Consider the following 20,241-nt stretch of genomic DNA (forward strand, 5'->3'; position numbering starts at 1 on the left):
GAGCAGTACCGGAATCAGAACCCGCGATGCTTCTTCAGGTGATCATTGATCTTCGCCGCCGGAACCTTCTGCAAGCTGCACAGCAGTTCGTGGGACAATTCCCGCAGCCCGTGGGTGCGGCGCAGTTCCTCGGCCAGGTGCGCGGTGAGGTTCGCCGCCATCTCCGCATCCGCCATCGCCCGGTGAGCCTTGCCGGTGTGGGGCAGTTGGGCAAATGAGGTCAGTGTGCCCAGCTTGTGATTCGGCGCCGCCGGCATCAAGCGCCGCGCCAGCAACAACGAACAGGCAAACTTCTGCAAACGCGTACGCCGGATCAACCCCAGCTCGAAATCCCAGAACTTCTGGTCAAACGCGGCGTTGTGGGCCAACAAAGGCGTGATGCCGACAAACTCGTTCACCTCGTTCATCACCCGCTCCGCCGACGGTGCCGTACGCAGCATGGCGTTGCTGATGCCGGTCAGTTGCTCGATAAACCCCGGCACGCGCACGCCTGCATTCATCAGGCTCTGGTAGCGGTCCACGATCTGGCCCTGCTCCAGGATGACCACGGCGATTTCCGTGGCCCGGCAGCTGCTGCTCGGCTGGATGCCGGTGGTTTCAAAGTCGATGACCGCTATACGTTCCAAACCTGTTCCAACTCCGTCAAAAATCTATTTAAGCAGCAACGCGCCTTCGATCGGCACGTAGCGGCTGGCGGCGCGTATCAATGAGTTGGCCGTCAGCCCCGGCACGCCGTAGGCCACGGCTTCGACGCCGTGCTTGCTGATGATGCGGTCCAGCAGCATGTCGAAATCACCGTCGCCGGAGGCCAGCACCACTTCGTCGACATGGGCGGCGGCGTCCATGATGTCGATGGTGATGCCCACGTCCCAGTCGCCCTTGGCCGAGCCGTCGCTGCGCTGGATGTAGGGCTTGAGCTTCACGGTAAACCCCAGGTTGCGCAGGATCTGCTGGAACTGCTGCTGCTTGCTGTCGCCACGGTCGATGGCATAGGCGTACGCCTCGACAATCTGCCCGCGCTGGCTGATGTCAGCCCACAGGGCGGCGTAGTTGAAGTGACAGCCGTACGCCTGGCGCACGGTGTAGTAGAGGTTTTGTACATCGGCGAACACGGCTATCTTTTTCACCGCAAATCCTCATGACACGCGCATGGACCCCGGACTCAAAGGCCCGGAAAGGTTGCCAGTATGCCAGCCACACGGAAGTTTCCGAGAAAAATCAGCCCGGGGCGACGAAGCGCCCCGGTTGAGTGTGGGTCAGACGAAGGAATCGTCGTCGCCAAAGGAGGAGGAGTCGTCGGAATAGTCGTTGTCGGCGAAGCTGTCGGAGGAGTTGTCGCTACCCCAGCTGTCGTTACCGGCATATTTCTGGTCGTCGTTGCCCCAGTTGCCGTTGTCGCTGGCAGGCGCCGGCTCTTCGCGGATGATTTCTTCAACCACTTGAGGTTGTTGCGAGTTGTGGCTGAACAAGCTGCTGATGCCTTCTGCCAGCATCACACCACCGGCCACGCCAGCTGCGGTTTTCAGCGCGCCGCCGAGGAAGCCGCTGCCAATCGGTGCAGCAGGTGCCTGTTGTGGCTGCTGGTAATTCTGCTGCGGGGCACCGTAGTTCTGCTGCGGTGCAGGTTGCCCGCCAAACGACGGACGCGCCGGCTCACGCCAGCCACCGCCCGACGACGCCGGTGCGCTCTGGGCCGGCTGCGGGTCGCGGGAGCCGCCGCCAAAGATGCTCGACAGGAAACCGCCGCTGCTCGGTGCAGGCTGCGCCGCCTGAGACCTGGCCTGTTGCAGTTGGTCCTGCAATTCCTGGATCTGTTGGGCCTGCTGCTTGTTCTGCGCATCAAGGCTTTTGATCGCATGTTCTTGCACCAGGATCGACTGGGTCATGTAGTACGCAGCGGCCGGTTGGCGAGTGACGTGTTCCTTGATCCGCGCTTCGGCCTGGGCGTCGCGGGGGGCTGAGTCCGTTTCGGCTTGCTGCAACCGTGAAAACAGTCCATCGATCAGGGTTTGCTCTTCGCTGTTCATGGCGACCTCGTTAGATTGCCGGTAGAAATCTTTGCCTTGCGCACGATGTGCAAGGTACAGACTAGTTATGGGGCTGTTACTGATTGTTTCAATGGTCTTTACGCAAGGTTTACGTTTGCTTGCATCTGGTCATGATCGGTTAAAGTAACGCCCTTGCTTTTTGGCCTGTGAAGACCCTGATGAATCCGTTAGACGTGCTGCGCGACTCCTTCTTCTTTTTCAAGCGCAACCTGGGCGCCATCGTGCAGTTGTGCCTGCCATTGGTCATCCTCGAAGCCCTGCTGCAACAGGTGCTCGATCACACCCTCGGCCCTGATGCATTTCCCGGCTACAGCGTGGTCATCGGGTTGCTGGTGTATCCGCTGTACACCGGCGCACTGATCCTGTTCCTCGACGCCCGCACCCGGGGCGAATCGCCGCGCACCCTGGATGTGCTGGCGATGGCCCTGACCCTGTGGCCACGCTTTGCCTTGCTGACGGCGATCAGTACGCTGCTGATTCTGCTGGGCTTGTCGCTGTATTTCCTGCCGGGCCTGTGGCTGATGGTGGTGCTGGCCTTCGCCGAATACCTGCTGGTGCTGCGCGGCATGTCGGCGCTGTCGGCCATGAAGGAAAGCCTGCGCCTGACCCGTGGGCATTTCTGGCGCATCCTGGTGTGCCTGCTGTGTGTGATGACCCCGCTGTGGCTGCTCAAGGGCGCCAGCGTGGCGGTTTACCCGGACCCGAACCCGCTGCTGGGGCTGCTGATCGACAGCGCACAAAGCTTCCTGCAACTGTTCACCAGCGTGGTGTTGTTCCGCCTGTTCATGTTGATTGGTGGCGACGCCGACGCGCGGTGATATGCTCCGGGCCTTGTCCTGCAACGCCATAAGCCGAGCCGATGACCCGATTACTGCGCATTACCTTGCTGGGCCTGCTGATCCTCGCGGCCCTGCTGACCGGCTTGATCTACAGCCTGACCTGGCGCCCTGCCGACAAGGAAACCCTGCCCATCCGCTGCGTCGCGCCACGCGCGCCGACCCTGTTGCCGGGCCAGGCGCTCAAGGTGATGACCTGGAACGTGCAGTACCTGGCGGGCAAGAACTACGTGTTCTGGTACGACACCCCGGACGGCAGCGGCCCGGACGACCGCCCTACCGTTGAAGACATGGCCGCCAGCCTCGACGAAGTGGCACGGGTGATCCGCGACGAGCAGCCCGACATCCTGTTGCTGCAAGAAGTTGACGAAGGCGCCAAGCCCTCCAGCTACCAGGACCAACTGGCCTTGCTCCAGGAGCGCCTGGCCGACCTCTACCCGTGCAGCGCCCAGGCGTTCGACTGGAAAGCCGACTTCGTGCCCGACCTGCACATTTTCGGCAGCGTCGGCCGCAAGCTGGTGACCATGAGCCGCTACCAGATCGAACACGCCGAGCGCCTGCAATTGCCGGTGGCACGGGCCAACCTGATCAGCCGTCAATTCCAGCCCAAGCCGGCGTTATTGCTGACCTACCTGCCGTTGAGCGATGGCGGCCAGTTGGCCGTGCTCAATACCCGCCTGGACGGCACGGCCCCCGGGCACAACGCGGTGCAGGAACAGGTGCAGGCGACGGTCAAGCTGGTGGATAAGTTCGAAAGCCGCGGCACGCCATGGCTGATGGGCGGGGATTTCAACCTGTTGCCGCTGGGGCAGTTCTTGCGCCTGGACGCCGGCAAGCGCGGGCAATATTCACCGGACAGTGAGCTGCATCTGTTGTGGGAAAAGTACCCGATGGTCCCGAGCAACAGCCAATCCAGCGGGATTGACCGGGACCAGTGGCTGACGTATTTCCCGAATGATCCGACGGTGGAAGGGCCGGATCGTACGCTGGACTATCTGTTCCACAGTTCGCGGATCAAGAAGGTCGAGGCCAAGGTGCGGCAAAGCGATACGGTGCGCATCTCGACTCATTTGCCGGTGGTTGCGCGGTTCCTGTTGCCGGCTGCGCAGTAAGCCACACTGCAAAACAGTGTGGGAGCTGGCTTGTGTGGGAGCCGGGCTTGCCCGCGATGCAGGCACCTCGGTCTATCAGACAAACCGAGGTGATGCCATCGCAGGCAAGCCAGCTCCCACATTTGATCTTCGGCGCGCTTACTTTCTCGGTTTGATCCGGGCAGTCGGTTCAGCAATCAAGGGATCATCCGGCCAGTAATGTTTGGGATACCGCCCCTTCAAATCCTTCTTCACCTCGGCGTACGTACTGCGCCAGAAGTTCGCCAGGTCCTGGGTTACCTGCACCGGGCGCCTGGCCGGTGACAGCAGGTGCAGCTTGACCACCTGCCGCCCGCCGGCAATGCGCGGCGTGTCCGCCAACCCGAACAATTCCTGCAGGCGCACCGCCAGAATCGGCGGCTGCTCGCTGTAGTCCAGACGCACCGATGAACCCGACGGCACCTTCAGATGGTGCGGCGCCAACTCGTCCAACCGCGCAGGCAACGGCCACGGCAGCAGGTTATGCAGGAAGCTTGCAATATCCAGATTGGCGAAATGGCTCAGGCGCGACACCTTGCCCAGGTACGGCATCAACCAGTGTTCCAGGCTGGCGAGCAAGGCGCTGTCGCTGACGTCCGGCCATTCACTGGCCTTGCCGGTATCCAGATCACGCAGCAGCTTCACACGCGCTTGCCATTGGCGCAGCTCCGGGGTCCAGGGCAATAGCTCCAGGCCTTTGCGCCTTACCAGGTTGACCAGCGCCTGGCTGCGGGCAGACTCGTCGAGGCCGGTCAGCGGCTCGCGGCTGAGCACCAGTTCGCCGACCTTGCGCTGGCGTTCGGCGCGCAGCACGCCTTCGCGCTCGTCCCAATCGAGTTGGTCGACATTGCGCACCTGCTCGGCCAGCACCGAGTCGAACAGCACCGGGTCAAAATCCGCCGCGAGGTAAATCCGTTCTTCGCGCTGGCCCTGGCGGCTGCCCAAGTCGGCGATCACCAGCCAGGGCTGTTTCATCAGGCTGTCGGCTTCGGCGAACAGCGCGGCGCGGCCGTTGGCCAGGCGGTATTCGGCGCCGCCCGCACGGCGTTGTTGCGCTACTCGATCGGGATAGGCCAGCGCCAGCAAGGCACCAAGCCAGCGCGGGTGATCGGGATCAGCCACTGGCTGCTCGGCCTTGCCTCTTAAATAGCCACGGTATTGCCGGGCCAGTTGCCGGGCGCGCTGCACGCCACCTTGAGTGCCACGGGCCTTTTCTTCGCCGGACAGCAAGGCCAGACGGCTGTGCAAGTCCGCGCCGGCACCACGCAGAATATCGCGCTCCCCCAACAGTGCTGCCACGTCACAGGCCATGTTTGCCAGACCCAGATCCTGGCCGCGCAACAACAGGTGAGCGATACGTGGATGCGCCGGTAACCCGGCCATTTTCTGGCCATGGGCGGTCAGCTTGGCATCGCTTAACGCGCCGAGGCGCTCAAGCAAATCCTGCGCTTGTGCATAAGCAGCGGTGGGCGGTACGTCGAGCCACACCAACTGCGTGGGCGCCACGCCCCAGCGGCCCAGTTGCAGAGCCAGACCGGAAAGATCCGCCGAGAGAATTTCCGCGCTGGAGTACGCCGCCAGCCCTTCATGCTGGTCCTCGGACCACAACCGGTAACACACCCCCGGCTCCAGGCGCCCTGCCCGGCCGGCACGCTGGGTGGCGCTGGCGCGGGAGATGCGCTGGGTGTCGAGGCGGGTCATGCCGCTGCCCGGGTCGAAACGCGGGACCCGCGCCAGCCCGGCATCGATCACCACGCGCACGCCGTTGATAGTCAGGCTGGTCTCGGCAATGTTGGTAGCCAGCACCACCTTGCGCTTGCCGGCGGGCGCCGGGTCGATGGCGGCGCGTTGGGCGGCCAGGTCCAGCTCGCCATGCAACGGGCACAGCAACACATCGGTGTTACCACCGAGTGCGTCAGCCAACTGCTGATGGACCCGACGAATCTCCGCCTGGCCCGGCAGGAAAACCAACACACTGCCGGTCTCATCGTGCAGGGCTTCAAGGATGGTCTGCACCAGCCGTGGCTCGATAAACTCCCCAGGCTGGAACGGCCGGCCCCAGCGCATCTGCACCGGGTACATGCGCCCTTCACTGCGCAGGATCGGCGCATCGTCCAGCAACCCGGCCAGGCGTTCGCCTTCCAGGGTGGCGGACATCAGCAAGATTTTCAGCGGCTGCTCGTCGCGAAACAGGTCCCGGCCATTCAGGCTCAGGGCCAGCGCCAGGTCGGCGTCCAGGCTGCGCTCGTGGAATTCGTCGAAGATCAGCAAACCCACGCCGTCCAGCGCCGGGTCATCCTGCAGGCGACGGGTGAGGATGCCTTCGGTGACCACTTCGATACGGGTGTTGGGGCCGACTTTACTGTCCAGCCGAATGCGGTAGCCGACGGTTTCACCGACCTTTTCCCCCAGCTCGCTGGCCAGGCGCTCGGCAGCAGCGCGGGCGGCCAGGCGCCGGGGTTCGAGCATCAGGATGGTCTGCCCGGCCAGCCAGGGTTCATTCAACAGCGCCAGCGGCACCCGCGTGGTTTTACCGGCGCCGGGCGGTGCTTCGAGCACGGCTTCATGGCGCGTCGCCAAGGCGTCACGCAGGGCGGGTAAAACATCATCGATTGGCAACGAATTCATACTGGCTCCAAAGCAGAGCGGCGAGTATAACGGCGAACTGCCGGGTGTCGGTGGTGGTCTCAACGACACTGCCCTGTCCTGATGGGAATGCGGTCAAAGGTGGGAGCTGGCTTGCCTGCGATAGCGGTGTGTCAGCCAATACACCAGACACTGAACCACCGCCATCGCAGGCAAGCCAGCTCCCACATTTGATCATCGTCGCCTTGTAGACTGGCTTATAGTCACTTTCATTATGTTCAAGGAGAGTCCCATGCGTGTTGCTTCCCGTATCATCGGCGGTGTTCTGGCCGTCACCCTGCTGAGCCAGTTGACGGCCTGCGGCTCGATTTTCTACCCCGACCGCCGTGGCCAGATCGACGGCAAGATCGACCCGGCGATTGCCGTGCTCGATGCGGTCGGCCTGCTGTTCTACGTGATCCCGGGCCTGATTGCCTTCGGTGTCGACTTCGCCACCGGCGCGATTTACTTCGAGCCTGGCAAGACCGCACAGGTCGCTCCGGAAAAACTCCAGCAAGCCATCGGCGCCGACGGCAAGGTCGACAACGCCAAGCTGCAAACCATCATCCAGAAAGAAACCGGGCGTAACCTGCCGCTGGACGACCCGCGCATGATTCAGTTCAAGGGCAGCGTGCAACAGCTCGCCACCCTGGGCCTGCAACCCGCCGCTTAAGGACTGACCCGCCCCATGACCACCAGTCCCGAACACGCCCGGCTGTTGCGCCTGGCCACCCGCGCTTCCGTCGGCGTGGCCTGTGTGCTGATTGTGACCAAGGCCATCGCCTGGTGGCTCAGTGGCTCGGTGAGCATGCTCGCCGGGTTGACCGACTCGCTGCTCGACGGCGTCACCTCGTTGCTTAACTTGCTGGCGGTGCACTACGCATTGCGCCCGGCCGATGACGATCACCGTTATGGCCACGGCAAGGCGGAATCCCTGTCGGGCATGGCCCAGGCACTTTTTATCGCCGGCAGTGCAGTGTTGATCGCGTTCCAGGCGTTCCAGCGCTTGCAGCATCCGGAACCTGTGGGCGCACCGTGGCTGAGTATCGGCGTGATCATCCTGTCCCTGGCGTTGACGGCGGCGCTGCTCATCCTGCAACACCGGGTAATCCGCGAAACCGGCTCCAACGCCATCCGCGCCGACTCGCTGCACTACCGCTCAGACATGATGCTCAACGGCAGCATCCTGCTGGCGCTGGTGCTGGCGGCATTCGGTTTTCATCAGGTGGACGCCTGGTTTGGCCTGGGCATCGCGGCCTACATCTTGTGGAGCGCAATCCAGATCGCCCGGGAGAGCTTCTCGGTGCTGATGGACGAGGAACTGCCGCCGGATGTCAGCCAGCACATGCTGGAGTTGGCGTGCAGTGTGCCCGGGGTATTGGGTGCCCATGACTTGCGCACGCGGATTTCCGGCAGCCACTGGTTTGTGCAGTTGCACCTGGAATTGCCGGGGGAGTTGAGTCTGTCAGTGGCCCATGGCATCAGCGACCAGGCCGCCGATGCCATCCACAAAGCCTACCCGCGAGCCGAAGTGCTGGTGCACGCCGACCCGCAGGAAGTGGTCACGGGCGCGAAGGCCTAGTACTGCACCTGATACCCGCGACTGGTCAGGCAGTTGCCCTGGGCCTGGCGGTAGGTTTGCACCACCGCCGGGTCGGGTGCGTAGGTGACGGTCCTTGGGTCAAAACCACTTTGCTGCACCGCCCAGCGATAGCAGTCATAGCCGTCCTGCTGGACTTGCGCCGGTGACTGGCCATTGGCCGGGTAAGCCACCACGTCATAACCATTGCCCTGGGGCACGGGTTGCGGCGCTGGCGCGGCCGGTGGCGGCTGCACCACTACGTACTGCTGGCTGCTTTCTTCGTAGGTGTAATAGGCACCGGCGGCGAGGAAGAACAGCGCACTGCCCACCCACACTTCCCGCGCGTAATCCGGCAGGTATTGCACACGAATCCCGTAAGGCGGCGTTACGACGACGTAGCGCGGGCCTTGTGGGCGGTACCAGTAGCCACCCGAGAAGAAGTAGTCCTGGCCGCGATACGGCACGCGGTAGTTGCGATCGGGGAAGCGGTCGACCATGTAGCCCGGGCGGTATTGCGGGCCAGGGCCCCAACCATTGCCGTGCCCGTCGGGGCGGCCTGGCCAGCGGTGATCATTGGGATGGTTGTTGCCACCGCCGTTGCCACCGTTGAAACCGGGACGGCCCGGAGCACCCTGGCCGCCGTTGCCGGCTTGCCAATGCTGGTTGCCATCGTTGTTGCGACGGGGAATGTCCTGGTAGTTGCCGGGGCGCGGTTCCTGGGTCTGGCGCACGGTGTCCGGGCGACCCTGGATCGGCAGGTTATTCGCCGGCTGCGGCACCGGGTGCGGCTGTTGCTGTGGCTGCTGGTTGCCTTGCGGACGACCTTGCCACTGGCCTCCACCATTCGGGCGCTCGACATTCTGATTCTGCGGCCGTGGCTGATTATTTTCGAAATGCTGATTCTGCGGACGCGGCTGATTGTTCTCCGGGCGAGGAGCCTCAGGACGCGGTTGATTGTTTTGCGGTCGAGGCTGGTTATTCTGCGGCCGCGGCTGGTTGCCCGGGCGCCCTTCCTCATGCTGGCCACCGCCTTCAGAGCGTGGCTGTTCGTCGGCCATCACTTGCGCACCAACGGTTACCATCAGCAAACCAACACCTGCCAAACGCCAGATGCGCTTCATGCTATTCCTCACTGCGGATTAGGGCCTACACGTAAGACTGGAAAACCGGGGCCCGGTTCTGCGACAGGTTATCAGTCACGAGAAGTATTTTCGCAGGCAATAAAAAGGGGCGACCCGTCGGTCGCCCCTTGAGAACTTCGTCCTGGCTCAACGCTTTTGACGTTGGCTCACCTCACGCCGTCTTGTGGACAGTGTGCAGCCCGGGGGCCGGGGCAACCCTGTGGGGTTGGCGGCCGCAGCCGGCCTTATTGGCGGGCTGCAGTGGACTGTATGTCCGGGCAGTGATTCTGTTGATAACTCTACGCCTGGGCCTCGGGCAGATGATTGCGAAGATTGCGTCAATAAACAGTGCTTGCGCAATTTTTAACCCTGGATAGATAATTCGCCGCAATAGTTACGACAAAGGCCAGCCCCATGAGCAAACTTGACCGATACGACCTGAGTATTTTGGCGGAATTGCAGCGCGACGCGAGGATCTCCAACCAGGAGTTGGCCGAGCGCATCGGCCTGTCGCCTTCGCCGTGCTCACGCCGGGTCAAGCAATTGGAGGACGACGGCTACATCGCCCGCCAGGTCGCACTGCTCGACCGCAAGATGCTCGGCCTGAGCCTGACGGCCTACGTGCTGATCGGCATGGACCGACATACTCCGGAGCGTTTCGAGAATTTCGAGGCGGCCATCCGCACCTTGCCGCAAGTGCTGGAATGCAGCCTGGTGACCGGGATGGACGCCGACTACCAACTGAAGGTGGTGGTGCCAGACATGGATCACTATCAGAAACTGCTGCTGGGCCACCTGACCCGCATCGAAGGTGTCACCAGCGTGCGTTCGAGCTTTGTGCTGAACCAGGTGCTCAACAGCACCGAATTGCCGCTGACCCACCTGCGCACCTAAGGCCGGAGCGGAACAAATGTGGGAGCTGGCTTGCCTGCGATGCAAACGACTCGGTCTTTCAGAGACACCGAGGTGATGCAATCGCAGGCAAGCCAGCTCCCACAGACCGACGCAGGTCAATGTCGCGCCGACCGCCCTGGCGTATAATCAGCACCCTGCCCCCGCCGGAAACGACCCGATGAACTCGATTGACCCCGCCGTGTTTGAAGAATGGATGATGACCGGCCTGGTCAGCATCCTGATCATTTTCATGGGCTTTATCGTCTGGGACCTGGCGAAGAAATCCAAGGCCGGGCGCTTTGGCTCGATGATCCTGTTCTTCGTGCTGGGCCTGGGCGTTGCCGCGTTCATCATCAAGAGCGTGGTGATCGGCCTGATCGAGTCCGGCGCCTTATAAGCGCGCCGGCACTTCCTTCCACTGGCCCTGGTCCAGGCCGTCGATCGACCAGTCGCCAATCCGCACCCGCACCAGCCGCAACGTCGGCAAGCCCACCGCCGCCGTCATGCGCCGCACCTGGCGATTACGCCCCTCACGAATCACCAACTCCAGCCAATGGGTCGGTACGCTTTTGCGAAACCGCACCGGCGGGTTGCGCGGCCACAGTTGCGGCTCTTCCAGTTGCCGGGCTTCAGCGGGCAGGGTCATGCCGTCGTTGAGTTCCACACCGTCGCGCAGGCGTTGCAGCTGTTCCTCGGTCGGCTCGCCTTCCACCTGCACCCAATAAGTTTTCGCCAGCTTGTGCTTGGGATCGGCGATGCGCGCCTGTAGCTGGCCGTCGTTGGTCAGCAGCAACAGGCCTTCACTGTCACGGTCCAGCCGCCCGGCCGGGTAGATGCCGGGGATGTCGATGAAATCCTTGAGGGTCGCGCGCCCGCCTTCGTCGCTGAACTGGGTCAGCACATCGAAGGGTTTATTGAACAGGATCAATTTGGGCTCGGCCGGTGGCGCCTTGGCGACACGACGCGGGGCTGACGAGGTTTGCGGACTTTTCACACCAGGGCGGCGGGAAACGGGACGGGCAGGACGAGACATGGCAAAGGAACATCTAACGGTCAGGACCGACAATGCTAGTGGCCTGACCGTTAAATAACCATCCCAACCGTTTAGCGGAACGGCGGCTCGTCGAAGCTGCGCAGTTTGCGCGAGTGCAGCGAGTTGAGTTCAGTGCGCAACAGGTCCACCGCCTCGATGCCGATCTTCAAGTGCTGGCTGACCGCACGCTCATAGAACGCGTTGGCCGAACCCGGCAGCTTGATCTCGCTGTGCAGCGGTTTGTCCGACACACACAGCAACGTGCCGTACGGCACCCGCAGGCGGTAGCCCTGGGCGGCGATAGTGCCGCTTTCCATGTCCACGGCCACGGCGCGGGACAGGTTGATCAGCGGACGTTCCTGGGCCCAGCGCAGCTCCCAATTGCGGTCGTCGTAGGTCAGCACGGTGCCGGTGCGCAGGCGCTTCTTCAGCTCTTCACCCTTCTCGCCGGTGACGTTGGCCGCCGCTTGCTGCAAGGCCATCTGCACTTCGGCCAGCGCCGGGATCGGGATGTTCGGCGGTACGACGCGGTCGAGAATCCCGTCGCGTCGCATGTAGGCGTGAGCCAGCACGTAGTCGCCGATGGTCTGGGATTGGCGCAGGCCGCCACAGTGACCAATCATCAGCCAGCAATGCGGGCGCAACACGGCCAGGTGGTCGGTGATGTTCTTGGCGTTGGACGGCCCCACGCCGATGTTCACCAGGGTCACGCCGTGGCCATCGCTGGCCTGCAGGTGGTAGGCCGGCATCTGGTAACGGTGCCAGACCACGCCCGCGGCGATGGCAGACGCTTCGCCGTGGTCCATGCTCTTGTCGATGACCACGTTGCCCGGCAGCACCATGCGGATAAAGCGCGGGTCACTGCGCAGCTGTTCCAGGCCATGCACGATGAACTGGTCGACGTAGCGGTGGTAGTTGGTCAGCAGAATCCACGGCTGCACATGGCGCCAGTCGCTGCCGGTGTAGTGCACCAGGCGGCGCAGGGAGAAGTCGACACGGGCGGCGTCGAACAGCGCCAACGGCAGCGGGTCGGTGTTTTCCCAGTCGTAGAGACCGTCGGCGATGCCATCGGTGGCAGCCGACAGGTCGGTACTCGGGAACACCCGCGCCAGCGTGGCGGCAGTCACACCGGAGCCGGCAAGTTCGTCGCCCTGCTCCACCACGTACGGGTAGGGAATGTTCTGCTGGCTGACGCCCACTTCCACCGTCACGGTGAAGTCGTGCATCAACGGCACCAGTTGCTCCAGCAGGTATTTGCGGAAGGCTGACGGATGGGTGACGGTGACGCTGTAGGTCCCCGGCAGCTGGACCTTGGCATATGCCCGGGTGGTCTGTGGGACTTCACCCTGCACCAGGTAGGTCAGGCGAAGTTCCGGGTAACGAAACATCGCACGTTGTTCGGCGTCGGGTTCGACGCGGTCTTTGAGGTAGCGCTTGAGGGCTTGATTGAGCGCGCCAGTGGCACGCTCATGGAGAGCCGCCAGCCGATCCACGGCTTCTTCGGCGGTTTGAACGACAACAAAAGCTTCGGTCACGGTAAGCATCCTGTGTTCTGACTTGCAGGCCCTCATCTTGCCTGTATCCCTGGCGCACTGGAACACCGGAATTGGAATGCGCCTGCAAGAACCCTGCATTCCCTGTGGGAGCTGGCTTGCCTGCGATGGCGGTCTGCCTATTACATTGATGCCAGCTGGCCCACCGCTATCGCAGGCAAGCCAGCTCCCACGTTTTGACCGTGTTTGTTCAGGAAAATAGAGGTGTCGAGCGGGAGACAATGGCCTCCACCTCCACACCCCGCGGCAAGGTGCCATATACCCGGCCCGACGACTCACCCAGCCGGCTGGCGATAAAGCCATCACTCACACTGGCATTGCCCGCCTCCAGCAGCAGCTTGGCCTGCAACGCCACGGCAATGTCCTCGGTGAGCTGCCGGGCACGGTACTGGATGTCCTGGGTGTCCATGAAGGCCGACTTCAACTGTTCGATGTGCCGCGCCAGTTGCCGGTGACCGTGACCATCCCCCAGTTCGACAAACAACACTTCCAACACGCCCGGCTCTTTCGACAACGCCCGCAGCACATCAAGGCACTGCACATTCCCGGAACCTTCCCACGTCGAGTTGACCGGCGCCTCACGGTACAAACGCGGCAGGATGCTGTCCTCCACATACCCGGCGCCGCCCATGCATTCGGCGGCTTCGTTGATCATCGCGGGGGCGCGTTTGCAGATCCAATATTTGCCCACCGCCGTCACCAGCCGGGCGAATTTGGCTTCCTGTTCGTTATCCAGGTGGTCCAGCGCGCGGCCCATGCGCATGCTCAAGGCCAGGGACGCCTCGCTTTCCAGGGCCAGGTCGGCCAGCACGTTTTGCATCAGCGGTTGCTCGCTGAGCACCCGGCCGCCCACCAGGCGATGGGCGCAGTGATGGCTGGCCTGGGTCAGCGCCTGGCGCATCAAGGCGCTGGAGCCGACCATGCAATCGAAACGGGTCATGGCCACCATCTCGATAATGGTCGGTACACCGCGCCCTTCCTCGCCGATCATCCAGGCCAACGCGCCACGAAACTCCACTTCGCTGGAAGCGTTGGAGCAGTTGCCGAGTTTGTTTTTCAGGCGCTGGATGTAGAACTCATTGCGCGTGTCGTCCGGGCGGTGCCGGGGCAGCAGGAAACAGGTCAGGCCCTTGTCGGTCTGGGCCAGGGTGAGAAAGGCGTCGCACATCGGCGCCGAACAGAACCACTTGTGCCCCACCAGCTCATACGCCTGGCCCGGGCCGCCGGTAGCCACCGGGTAAGCGCGGGTGGTGTTGGCGCGCACGTCGGTGCCGCCCTGTTTCTCGGTCATGGCCATGCCAATGGTGGCGCCGGCCTTGTGGGCAATGCCGACGTTGCGCGGGTCATATTCGGTGGCGAGGATTTTCGGCAGCCAGGTTTCTGCCAGGTCCGGCTGCAAACGCAGGGCCGGGACGCAGGCGAAGGTCATGGTCAACGGGCAGCCGGTGCCGGCTTCGGCCTGGCTGTGCAAGTAGGTCATGGCCGCACGGGCCACGTGGGCGCCGGATTGCGGATGGGCCCACGGCAACGACGGCAAGCCATGCTCGACGGCGGTGCGCATCAGTTCGTGATAGGCCGGATGAAATTCCACCAGGTCGATGCGATGGCCAAAACGGTCGTGGCTGTTGAACACCGGTTTGTTCTGGTTGGCCAGGAACCCGGCTTCCATCAACGGCCCGCCCGCCAGTGCGCCGTAGGTATCAATGCGCTGCTCGGCCCAGCCGGCACCAAAGCGCCGGGACCAGTCTTGCAACGGCAAATCGATACGGTACAGGTTGGTGCCGTCCAGGGACGGTGGCTGGTTGGTGACGTCGTGGGTTTCGGCGAACTGGTGCAGGTTCATGGCAGCCTCCTCGAAAAAGTTGGCCTGCTGATTCAAAGGCCTGTTTCTGAGTTAAGCACCACCCCACCAGAAAGAAAAAGGGGATAAATGCCTAAATGTCTGCACTTTCGCCCTTTTCCGTTGACAGCAACCGAATATGCAACATCGCTTGCAGGGCATCAAATCGCACCGGTTTTGCCAATCGATCCGTCACGCCCACACCGTGGCAATGGTCTCGCTCGGGGCTTTGCGCCGAGCTGCTCAGGGCAATCACCGGCAGCTCTCCACAACCCGGCAATGCACGAATCTGGCAGCACAGCGAAAACCCGCCCTCCGGTACGTCCAGCAGCACCGCATCGAAGGTGTCACTTTGCAACAGCGCCAGGGCCGCTGGCCCGTTGTCGACGGTTTTCACGCGATAACCGAGCTTGAGCAACATGCCGCGCACCACCAATTGCGCCACACCGTTGTCGTCTACCAGCAACACCGTGCACTCCTGCGGTGTGCGTTGTGCATGGGGTGCTCGCCGCACGGGCGCGGGCTCGGGCGGCAGCGGGCTGACCGCAAGCTCCAGCTGGAAGCGACTGCCGCGGCGAGGCTCGGAATTGTGGGTGAGGCGCCCACCGAGCAATTCGATCAATTGCCGGCAGATCGCCAGGCCGATGCCCATGCCGCCGTAGCGACGGGTGGTCGAGCCATCCAGCTGGAAGAAGCGTTGGTACAGGGTCGCCTCGTCGAGGTAAGCGAACCCGATGCCGGTGTCGGTGACGATAAAGGTCAGGCGCAACGTCCCGTCGGCCTGTGGCACGCCGACTACCCGCACCCGCACCGCCCCTTCGTGGGTGAACTTGAAGGCGTTGTCCAGCAGGCAATCCAGGCATTGCGCCAGCTTGCCGGGGTCGCCGCTGACTCGGTCCGGCAACTCATCCGCCAGATCGATGGAAAACTCCAGGCCCTTGCTCTGGGCGCTGGCCGCGAACTGCTGGCGCAAGGTGTCGAGCAACCCACGCAGGCTGAACACCTCGGGCTGCGGGCTGAGGCGCCCGGCCTGCAATTCGGTGAGGGTGAGGATGCCGTTGACCATGCGCATCATCTCGCGGGCCGAGCCGGCGGCGGTTTGATGGTACTGGGCGAGGTCGCCTTGCAGCGGCTCGGTCTGCATCAACTCCAGGGAACCAATCACACCGTTCATCGGTGTGCGCAGTTCGTGGGTCAGGGTGGCGAGGAATTCATCCTTGAGGCGATTGCTGCGGGCCAGTTGCGTGTTGAGCACTTCGAGCTTCTGGCTGGCGTCAAACAGGATCTGCGCCTGTTGCTCGCGCATCGAGTTGATGCGGTCGGCCAGGGCCAGGGACAGCAACGCCACTTCGAGTGCCGAGCCGATCTGGCTGGCGTACATCGTGAGGAACACATTGGGCAGGTAGCCCAGCACCATCATCGTGTTGACCACACCGCCCAACAGGAACGCGGTCCAGGCAATGATGAAATAACGCGCCATGCGCTGGCCGCAGTACCAGGCCTTGATGGCCGCGACGAAGATGGTCACGGTGAACACCAGCGCCAAACCGGTGGCCAGGCGCAGGGCCAGTGCATAACTGGTGAACAGCGCCAGCACCATCACGACTGCACCGCTGACCGCCAGCGCCAGCAACAGCCGGTTGATCCAGCGACTGTAAAGTGCGGTGTGCAGGAAGCTGCGGGCAAACAGGCTGCCGAACAGCGCCGCCGAACCGATCAGGAATGGCACCGCCGCATTCGCCCACCACGGGCTGTCGGGCCAGAAGTACTGCACGGCCACGCCGTTGACCGACAGTTGATACAGGCCGAACGAGGCAATATAGAGGATGTAGTAGAGGTAGCTGGTGTCGCGCACGCTCAGGTAGATGAACAGGTTGTAGACCAGCATGCCCAGCAGCACACCGTAGATCACACCCAGCACGTAGAGGCGCAACGGCTGCTCTTCGAGGTACGCGGTGGTGGACCAGAGGGTCAGCGGCGCCTGGATCGAGCCTTGGCTTTGCAGGCGCAGGTACAGGGTTTCCTGCTGGCCAGGCAAGAAGTCGAGCTTGAACAGGTAGTTGCTCTGGCGGATTTCGCGGCTGGAAAACGGCAGGCTGCTGCCGGTGCGCGAGACCAGTCGATAGTTGCCAACGCTGTCGGGCTGGTACAGCTCCAGTTGGTTCAGCGGCGGGTAGGCCAGTTCCAGCAGCCAGTGGCGCGAGACATCCGGGTTTTTCGGGCGGTAACGAAGGTCGAGCTTGAGCCAGAACACCGAGCGTGAATAACCGGCATTCAAGGTGGCTTTGTCATGGGTCTTGAAGCGACTGGCGAGGACCGGCGAGCTGATATCGCCAATGCTCAGGGCGCCACTTGGGTCCTCAAGCACTTGCATCACTTGGCCCAGGGGCAACCGCGTGGTGGTCTCGTTGAACTCGACTGCGCCGGCCAGCATCGGCAGCCCGCTCAACAGTAACATCAGCAAATAGCGCATAGAGCCCCAGCGTGACCTGTCCGGTTATGTCAAAAGCCTCCATTCCTTTTGAGCAGACGTATACCGGCGATACAGTTATTGGTTTCAATCCACTCTAGCATAGCCATTACAGGCCAAAAGACACTATTCAAATGATTTTTTGAAAGGCTCTAGAGCGGGTATTACAGGGCATTTGACCTGCATTTCACGATGATAGCAAACAGCCATTTCGCCATACTTATCCACTAAAAATTCAACCATCGCCCGACAGCCACCCAAAAAGCGTTTGGTGGTAAGCTCGCGCACCATGAATATCTACAGCTCTCGCCCCGTTGTCCTCTGTCTCTCCGGCCATGATCCCAGTGGTGGCGCCGGCTTGCAGGCAGATATCGAAGCCCTGCTCGCCCAGGGTTGTCATGCGGCCCCGGCCGTCACCGCGCTGACCGTGCAGAACACGGTCAACGTCAGCGATTTCCGCGTGCTGGACCGCGAGTGGGTGCTGGCCCAGGCCAACGCCGTGCTCGGCGACTCCGAAGTGGCCGCAGTGAAACTGGGCATGCTCGGTTCCCTGGAAATGGTCGACACCGTGGTCGAATTGCTCAAGGCGCACCCGCATTTGCCGGTGGTCTGCGACCCGGTGCTGCGCGCCGGTGGTGGCGGCAGCCTGGGCAAGGATGAGGTTGGCTATGCGATGCGCGAACGGCTGTTGCCACTGTCGCTGATTGCCACGCCGAACCTGCCCGAAGCGCGCATCCTCGCTGAACTGCCCGAAGGCACGGCGGACGAATGCGCCGCGAAGTTACTGCCCTTCATCAAGCACCTGCTGATCACCGGCGGCCATGGCGACGAGCACGAAGTGCACAACCGCCTCTACAGCCGCGACGGCACGCACCAGACCTTCACCTGCCAGCGCCTGCCCGGCAGTTATCACGGTTCCGGCTGCACCCTGGCCAGCGCGCTGGCCGGTCGGCTGGCACAGGGCGAAGGTTTGGTCAGCGCCGTGCAATCGGCCCTCAACTACACTTGGCGCACCCTGCGTGACGCTGAACAACTCGGCCAGGGGCAATTCGTGCCTCGTCGTCTGCCGTTGGATTTCTGCTCGTAACAACAAGAGGCCTGCCCGATGAAACTACGTGGCCTTTATGCCATTACCGACAGCCAACTGTTGGCCGGCAAGTTCCTGGCCTACGTCGAAGCGGCGTTGGACGGTGGCGTGACCCTGCTGCAATACCGCGACAAAAGCAGCGACGAAGCACGCCGCCTGCGGGAAGCCGAAAAACTGCGGGAGCTGTGCTCGCGCTACAAGACGCAACTGATCATCAACGATGATGCCGAACTGGCCGCGCGCCTCGGCGTCGGCGTGCACCTGGGGCAGACCGACGGCCCGCTGACCCCGGCCCGCGCCTTGTTGGGCTCCAAGGCAATTATCGGCTCCACCTGCCACAGCCAGATCGAACTGGCCGAGCAGGCCGCGCGCGAAGGGGCCAGTTACGTCGCCTTCGGCCGCTTCTTCAATTCCAATACCAAGCCCGGCGCGCCGGCGGCCACCGTTGAACTGCTGGCCCAGGCCCGCGCGCGGTTGCACCTGCCGATCTGCGTGATTGGCGGCATCACCCTGGAAAACGCCGAGCCGTTGGTGGCCCATGGTGCCGACTTGCTGGCAGTGGTCCACGGCCTGTTTGGTGCCGACAGCACCCAGGAAGTCACGCGCCGCGCCCGCGCTTTCAACGATCTTCTAAAATCTTGAATTCAGAGAACACGATCATGTCCCGTTCCGAAACCCTGTTTGCCAATGCCCAGAAACACATCCCCGGCGGTGTGAACTCCCCCGTGCGAGCGTTCAAGAGCGTTGGCGGCACACCACTGTTCTTCAAGCATGCCGAAGGCGCCTACGTCACCGACGAAGATGACAAGCGCTACGTCGACTACGTGGGTTCGTGGGGCCCGATGATCCTCGGCCACAGCCATCCGGACGTGCTGGATGCGGTGCGCCAGCAGCTGCAACACGGCCTGTCCTATGGCGCACCGACCGCCATGGAAACCGAGATGGCGGACCTGGTGTGCGCCATCGTGCCGTCCATGGAGATGGTGCGGATGGTCAGCTCCGGCACTGAAGCCACCATGAGTGCGATTCGCCTGGCCCGTGGTTTCACCGGCCGTGACAGCATCATCAAATTCGAAGGCTGCTACCACGGCCACTCCGACAGCCTGCTGGTCAAGGCCGGTTCCGGCGCGCTGACCCAGGGCGTACCGAGCTCTGCCGGTGTGCCGGCAGCCTTCGCCAAACACACCCTGACCCTGCCGTTCAACGATATCGGTGCGGTGGAGCAGATGCTCAGCGAAGTCGGCCAGGAAGTAGCCTGCATCATCGTCGAGCCGGTGGCCGGCAACATGAACTGCGTGCCGCCTGCACCGGGCTTTCTGGAAGGCCTGCGGGAACAGTGCGACAAGCACGGCGTGGTGCTGATTTTTGATGAAGTGATGACCGGTTTTCGCGTTGCCCTCGGCGGCGCCCAGGCTTACTACGGCGTGACGCCGGACCTGAGCACCTTCGGCAAGATCATCGGTGGTGGCATGCCAGTGGGCTGCTTCGGCGGCAAGCGCGAAATCATGCAGCACATCGCGCCGCTGGGCCCGGTGTACCAGGCGGGCACGCTGTCGGGTAACCCGCTGGCTATGGCCGCCGGCCTGACCACCCTGCGCCTGATCAGCCGCCCGGGCTTCCACGCCGAGCTGACCGACTACACCACCCGCCTGCTGGACGGCCTGCAACAGCGCGCCGATGCCGCCGGCATTCCGTTCGTGACCACCCAGGCGGGCGGCATGTTCGGCCTGTACTTCAGTGGCGCCGATGACATCGTCACCTTCGACGACGTGATGGGCAGCGATGCCGATCTGTTCAAGCGCTTCTTCCATCTGATGCTGGAAGGTGGCGTATACCTGGCACCGAGCGCCTTTGAAGCCGGTTTTACCTCGATCGCCCATGGTGATGCCGAGCTGAAACTGACCCTCGATGCCGCTGAACGCGCCTTCGCTGCCTTGAAATAAGCGCCTCAAAAATCTGACGTTGCCACTGGCGGCGTCAGATTTGCTACTTTGCTTACACACATTTCCGTCTTTTTTCGAG

At 62.8% G+C, this 20,241-nt stretch carries 18 protein-coding genes; 9 read left to right on the plus strand and 9 right to left on the minus strand.

What is annotated here, in order from left to right:
- Positions 1-14: 14 nt before the first annotated feature.
- The 3 genes from V3W39_RS27640 to V3W39_RS27650 all read right to left on the minus strand — a co-directional run bounded on the left by V3W39_RS27640 (position 15) and on the right by V3W39_RS27650 (position 2,027).
- Complete coding sequence (locus V3W39_RS27640; protein WP_330213762.1) at positions 15-626, minus strand: 3'-5' exonuclease; 612 nt, start codon at positions 624-626, stop codon at positions 15-17.
- Between the two features lie 24 nt (positions 627-650).
- The gene (locus V3W39_RS27645) at positions 651-1,127 is read right to left on the minus strand and encodes an NYN domain-containing protein (RefSeq protein WP_003215502.1); all 477 of its coding nucleotides are present in this window, start codon (positions 1,125-1,127) and stop codon (positions 651-653) included.
- A gap of 129 nt (positions 1,128-1,256) precedes the next feature.
- Positions 1,257-2,027, minus strand: coding sequence for a DUF2076 domain-containing protein (locus V3W39_RS27650; RefSeq protein WP_177043326.1), 771 nt, complete (start codon positions 2,025-2,027; stop codon positions 1,257-1,259).
- 179 nt (positions 2,028-2,206) lie between these two features.
- Here V3W39_RS27650 and V3W39_RS27655 point away from each other — a divergent pair, with 179 nt between their 5' ends.
- Positions 2,207-2,866 carry a YciC family protein gene (locus tag V3W39_RS27655; RefSeq protein WP_003215498.1) on the plus strand — a complete coding sequence of 220 codons (660 nt, stop codon included), beginning with the start codon at positions 2,207-2,209 and terminating at the stop codon, positions 2,864-2,866.
- A 41-nt stretch (positions 2,867-2,907) separates the two neighbouring features.
- Entirely contained in the window at positions 2,908-3,996 is a 1,089-nt protein-coding gene (locus tag V3W39_RS27660) for an endonuclease/exonuclease/phosphatase family protein (RefSeq protein ID WP_330213763.1), read from the plus strand.
- 138 nt (positions 3,997-4,134) lie between these two features.
- Here V3W39_RS27660 and hrpB read toward each other — a convergent pair whose 3' ends face one another.
- Complete coding sequence (gene hrpB / locus V3W39_RS27665) at positions 4,135-6,642, minus strand: ATP-dependent helicase HrpB (protein WP_330213764.1); 2,508 nt, start codon at positions 6,640-6,642, stop codon at positions 4,135-4,137.
- Between the two features lie 250 nt (positions 6,643-6,892).
- Between hrpB and V3W39_RS27670 the strand changes: the two genes are divergently transcribed.
- On the plus strand, positions 6,893-7,312 hold the full coding sequence (locus V3W39_RS27670) for a polyribonucleotide nucleotidyltransferase (protein WP_177043323.1): 420 nt from the start codon (positions 6,893-6,895) through the stop codon (positions 7,310-7,312).
- 15 nt (positions 7,313-7,327) lie between these two features.
- Positions 7,328-8,221: a cation diffusion facilitator family transporter gene (locus tag V3W39_RS27675; protein ID WP_177043322.1), complete on the plus strand. Its 894-nt coding sequence runs from the start codon at positions 7,328-7,330 to the stop codon at positions 8,219-8,221.
- On the opposite strand, the gene V3W39_RS27680 is transcribed toward V3W39_RS27675, so the two are convergent.
- The gene (locus V3W39_RS27680) at positions 8,218-9,342 is read right to left on the minus strand and encodes a DUF6515 family protein (RefSeq protein WP_330213765.1); all 1,125 of its coding nucleotides are present in this window, start codon (positions 9,340-9,342) and stop codon (positions 8,218-8,220) included. The two genes, V3W39_RS27675 and V3W39_RS27680, sit on opposite strands and share 4 nt — an antisense overlap.
- 414 nt (positions 9,343-9,756) lie before the next feature.
- Between V3W39_RS27680 and V3W39_RS27685 the strand changes: the two genes are divergently transcribed.
- On the plus strand, positions 9,757-10,236 hold the full coding sequence (locus V3W39_RS27685) for an Lrp/AsnC family transcriptional regulator (RefSeq protein ID WP_003194418.1): 480 nt from the start codon (positions 9,757-9,759) through the stop codon (positions 10,234-10,236).
- A 187-nt stretch (positions 10,237-10,423) separates the two neighbouring features.
- Positions 10,424-10,633: a DUF2788 domain-containing protein gene (locus V3W39_RS27690; RefSeq protein WP_026077819.1), complete on the plus strand. Its 210-nt coding sequence runs from the start codon at positions 10,424-10,426 to the stop codon at positions 10,631-10,633.
- Here the strand turns inward: V3W39_RS27690 and V3W39_RS27695 are convergent.
- From V3W39_RS27695 to V3W39_RS27710, 4 genes are all read right to left on the minus strand, one after another.
- On the minus strand, positions 10,628-11,269 hold the full coding sequence (locus tag V3W39_RS27695) for a pseudouridine synthase (RefSeq protein WP_330213766.1): 642 nt from the start codon (positions 11,267-11,269) through the stop codon (positions 10,628-10,630). The genes V3W39_RS27690 and V3W39_RS27695 overlap by 6 nt on opposite strands.
- Positions 11,270-11,340: 71 nt before the next feature.
- Positions 11,341-12,840: an AMP nucleosidase gene (gene amn, locus V3W39_RS27700; protein WP_177043320.1), complete on the minus strand. Its 1,500-nt coding sequence runs from the start codon at positions 12,838-12,840 to the stop codon at positions 11,341-11,343.
- Between the two features lie 172 nt (positions 12,841-13,012).
- Entirely contained in the window at positions 13,013-14,665 is a 1,653-nt protein-coding gene (locus tag V3W39_RS27705; RefSeq protein WP_330213767.1) for an acyl-CoA dehydrogenase family protein, read from the minus strand.
- Positions 14,666-14,756: 91 nt separating this feature from the next.
- Entirely contained in the window at positions 14,757-17,135 is a 2,379-nt protein-coding gene (locus V3W39_RS27710) for a hybrid sensor histidine kinase/response regulator (protein ID WP_330213768.1), read from the minus strand.
- A 286-nt stretch (positions 17,136-17,421) separates the two neighbouring features.
- Here V3W39_RS27710 and V3W39_RS27715 point away from each other — a divergent pair, with 286 nt between their 5' ends.
- Genes V3W39_RS27715 through hemL form a run of 3 tightly spaced genes read left to right on the plus strand, consistent with a single transcriptional unit; the run spans position 17,422 to position 20,162 of the window.
- The gene (locus V3W39_RS27715; RefSeq protein WP_003215474.1) at positions 17,422-18,219 is read left to right on the plus strand and encodes a hydroxymethylpyrimidine/phosphomethylpyrimidine kinase; all 798 of its coding nucleotides are present in this window, start codon (positions 17,422-17,424) and stop codon (positions 18,217-18,219) included.
- An 18-nt stretch (positions 18,220-18,237) separates the two neighbouring features.
- On the plus strand, positions 18,238-18,861 hold the full coding sequence (thiE, locus tag V3W39_RS27720) for a thiamine phosphate synthase (protein WP_177020941.1): 624 nt from the start codon (positions 18,238-18,240) through the stop codon (positions 18,859-18,861).
- A 17-nt stretch (positions 18,862-18,878) separates the two neighbouring features.
- Entirely contained in the window at positions 18,879-20,162 is a 1,284-nt protein-coding gene (hemL, locus tag V3W39_RS27725; protein WP_177043317.1) for a glutamate-1-semialdehyde 2,1-aminomutase, read from the plus strand.
- Positions 20,163-20,241: the final 79 nt, after the last annotated feature.

The sequence above is a fragment of the Pseudomonas sp. Z18(2022) genome, assembly GCF_036346535.1.
GTDB classification, from domain to species: Bacteria; Pseudomonadota; Gammaproteobacteria; order Pseudomonadales; family Pseudomonadaceae; genus Aquipseudomonas; species Aquipseudomonas yamanorum_A.

What these genes read in the sequence shown, in the direction of transcription:
- V3W39_RS27675 (WP_177043322.1), top strand. Translation starts at nt 7,328, where the DNA reads ATGACCACCAGTCCCGAACACGCCCGGCTGTTGCGCCTGGCCACCCGC.
- V3W39_RS27715 (WP_003215474.1), top strand. Translation starts at nt 17,422, where the DNA reads ATGAATATCTACAGCTCTCGCCCCGTTGTCCTCTGTCTCTCCGGCCAT.
- V3W39_RS27685 (WP_003194418.1), top strand. Translation starts at nt 9,757, where the DNA reads ATGAGCAAACTTGACCGATACGACCTGAGTATTTTGGCGGAATTGCAG.
- amn (WP_177043320.1), bottom strand. Translation starts at nt 12,840, where the DNA reads ATGAGGGCCTGCAAGTCAGAACACAGGATGCTTACCGTGACCGAAGCT.
- V3W39_RS27695 (WP_330213766.1), bottom strand. Translation starts at nt 11,269, where the DNA reads ATGTCTCGTCCTGCCCGTCCCGTTTCCCGCCGCCCTGGTGTGAAAAGT.
- V3W39_RS27670 (WP_177043323.1), top strand. Translation starts at nt 6,893, where the DNA reads ATGCGTGTTGCTTCCCGTATCATCGGCGGTGTTCTGGCCGTCACCCTG.
- hrpB (WP_330213764.1), bottom strand. Translation starts at nt 6,642, where the DNA reads ATGAATTCGTTGCCAATCGATGATGTTTTACCCGCCCTGCGTGACGCC.
- V3W39_RS27710 (WP_330213768.1), bottom strand. Translation starts at nt 17,135, where the DNA reads ATGCGCTATTTGCTGATGTTACTGTTGAGCGGGCTGCCGATGCTGGCC.
- hemL (WP_177043317.1), top strand. Translation starts at nt 18,879, where the DNA reads ATGTCCCGTTCCGAAACCCTGTTTGCCAATGCCCAGAAACACATCCCC.
- V3W39_RS27705 (WP_330213767.1), bottom strand. Translation starts at nt 14,665, where the DNA reads ATGAACCTGCACCAGTTCGCCGAAACCCACGACGTCACCAACCAGCCA.
- V3W39_RS27655 (WP_003215498.1), top strand. Translation starts at nt 2,207, where the DNA reads ATGAATCCGTTAGACGTGCTGCGCGACTCCTTCTTCTTTTTCAAGCGC.
- V3W39_RS27650 (WP_177043326.1), bottom strand. Translation starts at nt 2,027, where the DNA reads ATGAACAGCGAAGAGCAAACCCTGATCGATGGACTGTTTTCACGGTTG.
- thiE (WP_177020941.1), top strand. Translation starts at nt 18,238, where the DNA reads ATGAAACTACGTGGCCTTTATGCCATTACCGACAGCCAACTGTTGGCC.
- V3W39_RS27660 (WP_330213763.1), top strand. Translation starts at nt 2,908, where the DNA reads ATGACCCGATTACTGCGCATTACCTTGCTGGGCCTGCTGATCCTCGCG.
- V3W39_RS27680 (WP_330213765.1), bottom strand. Translation starts at nt 9,342, where the DNA reads ATGAAGCGCATCTGGCGTTTGGCAGGTGTTGGTTTGCTGATGGTAACC.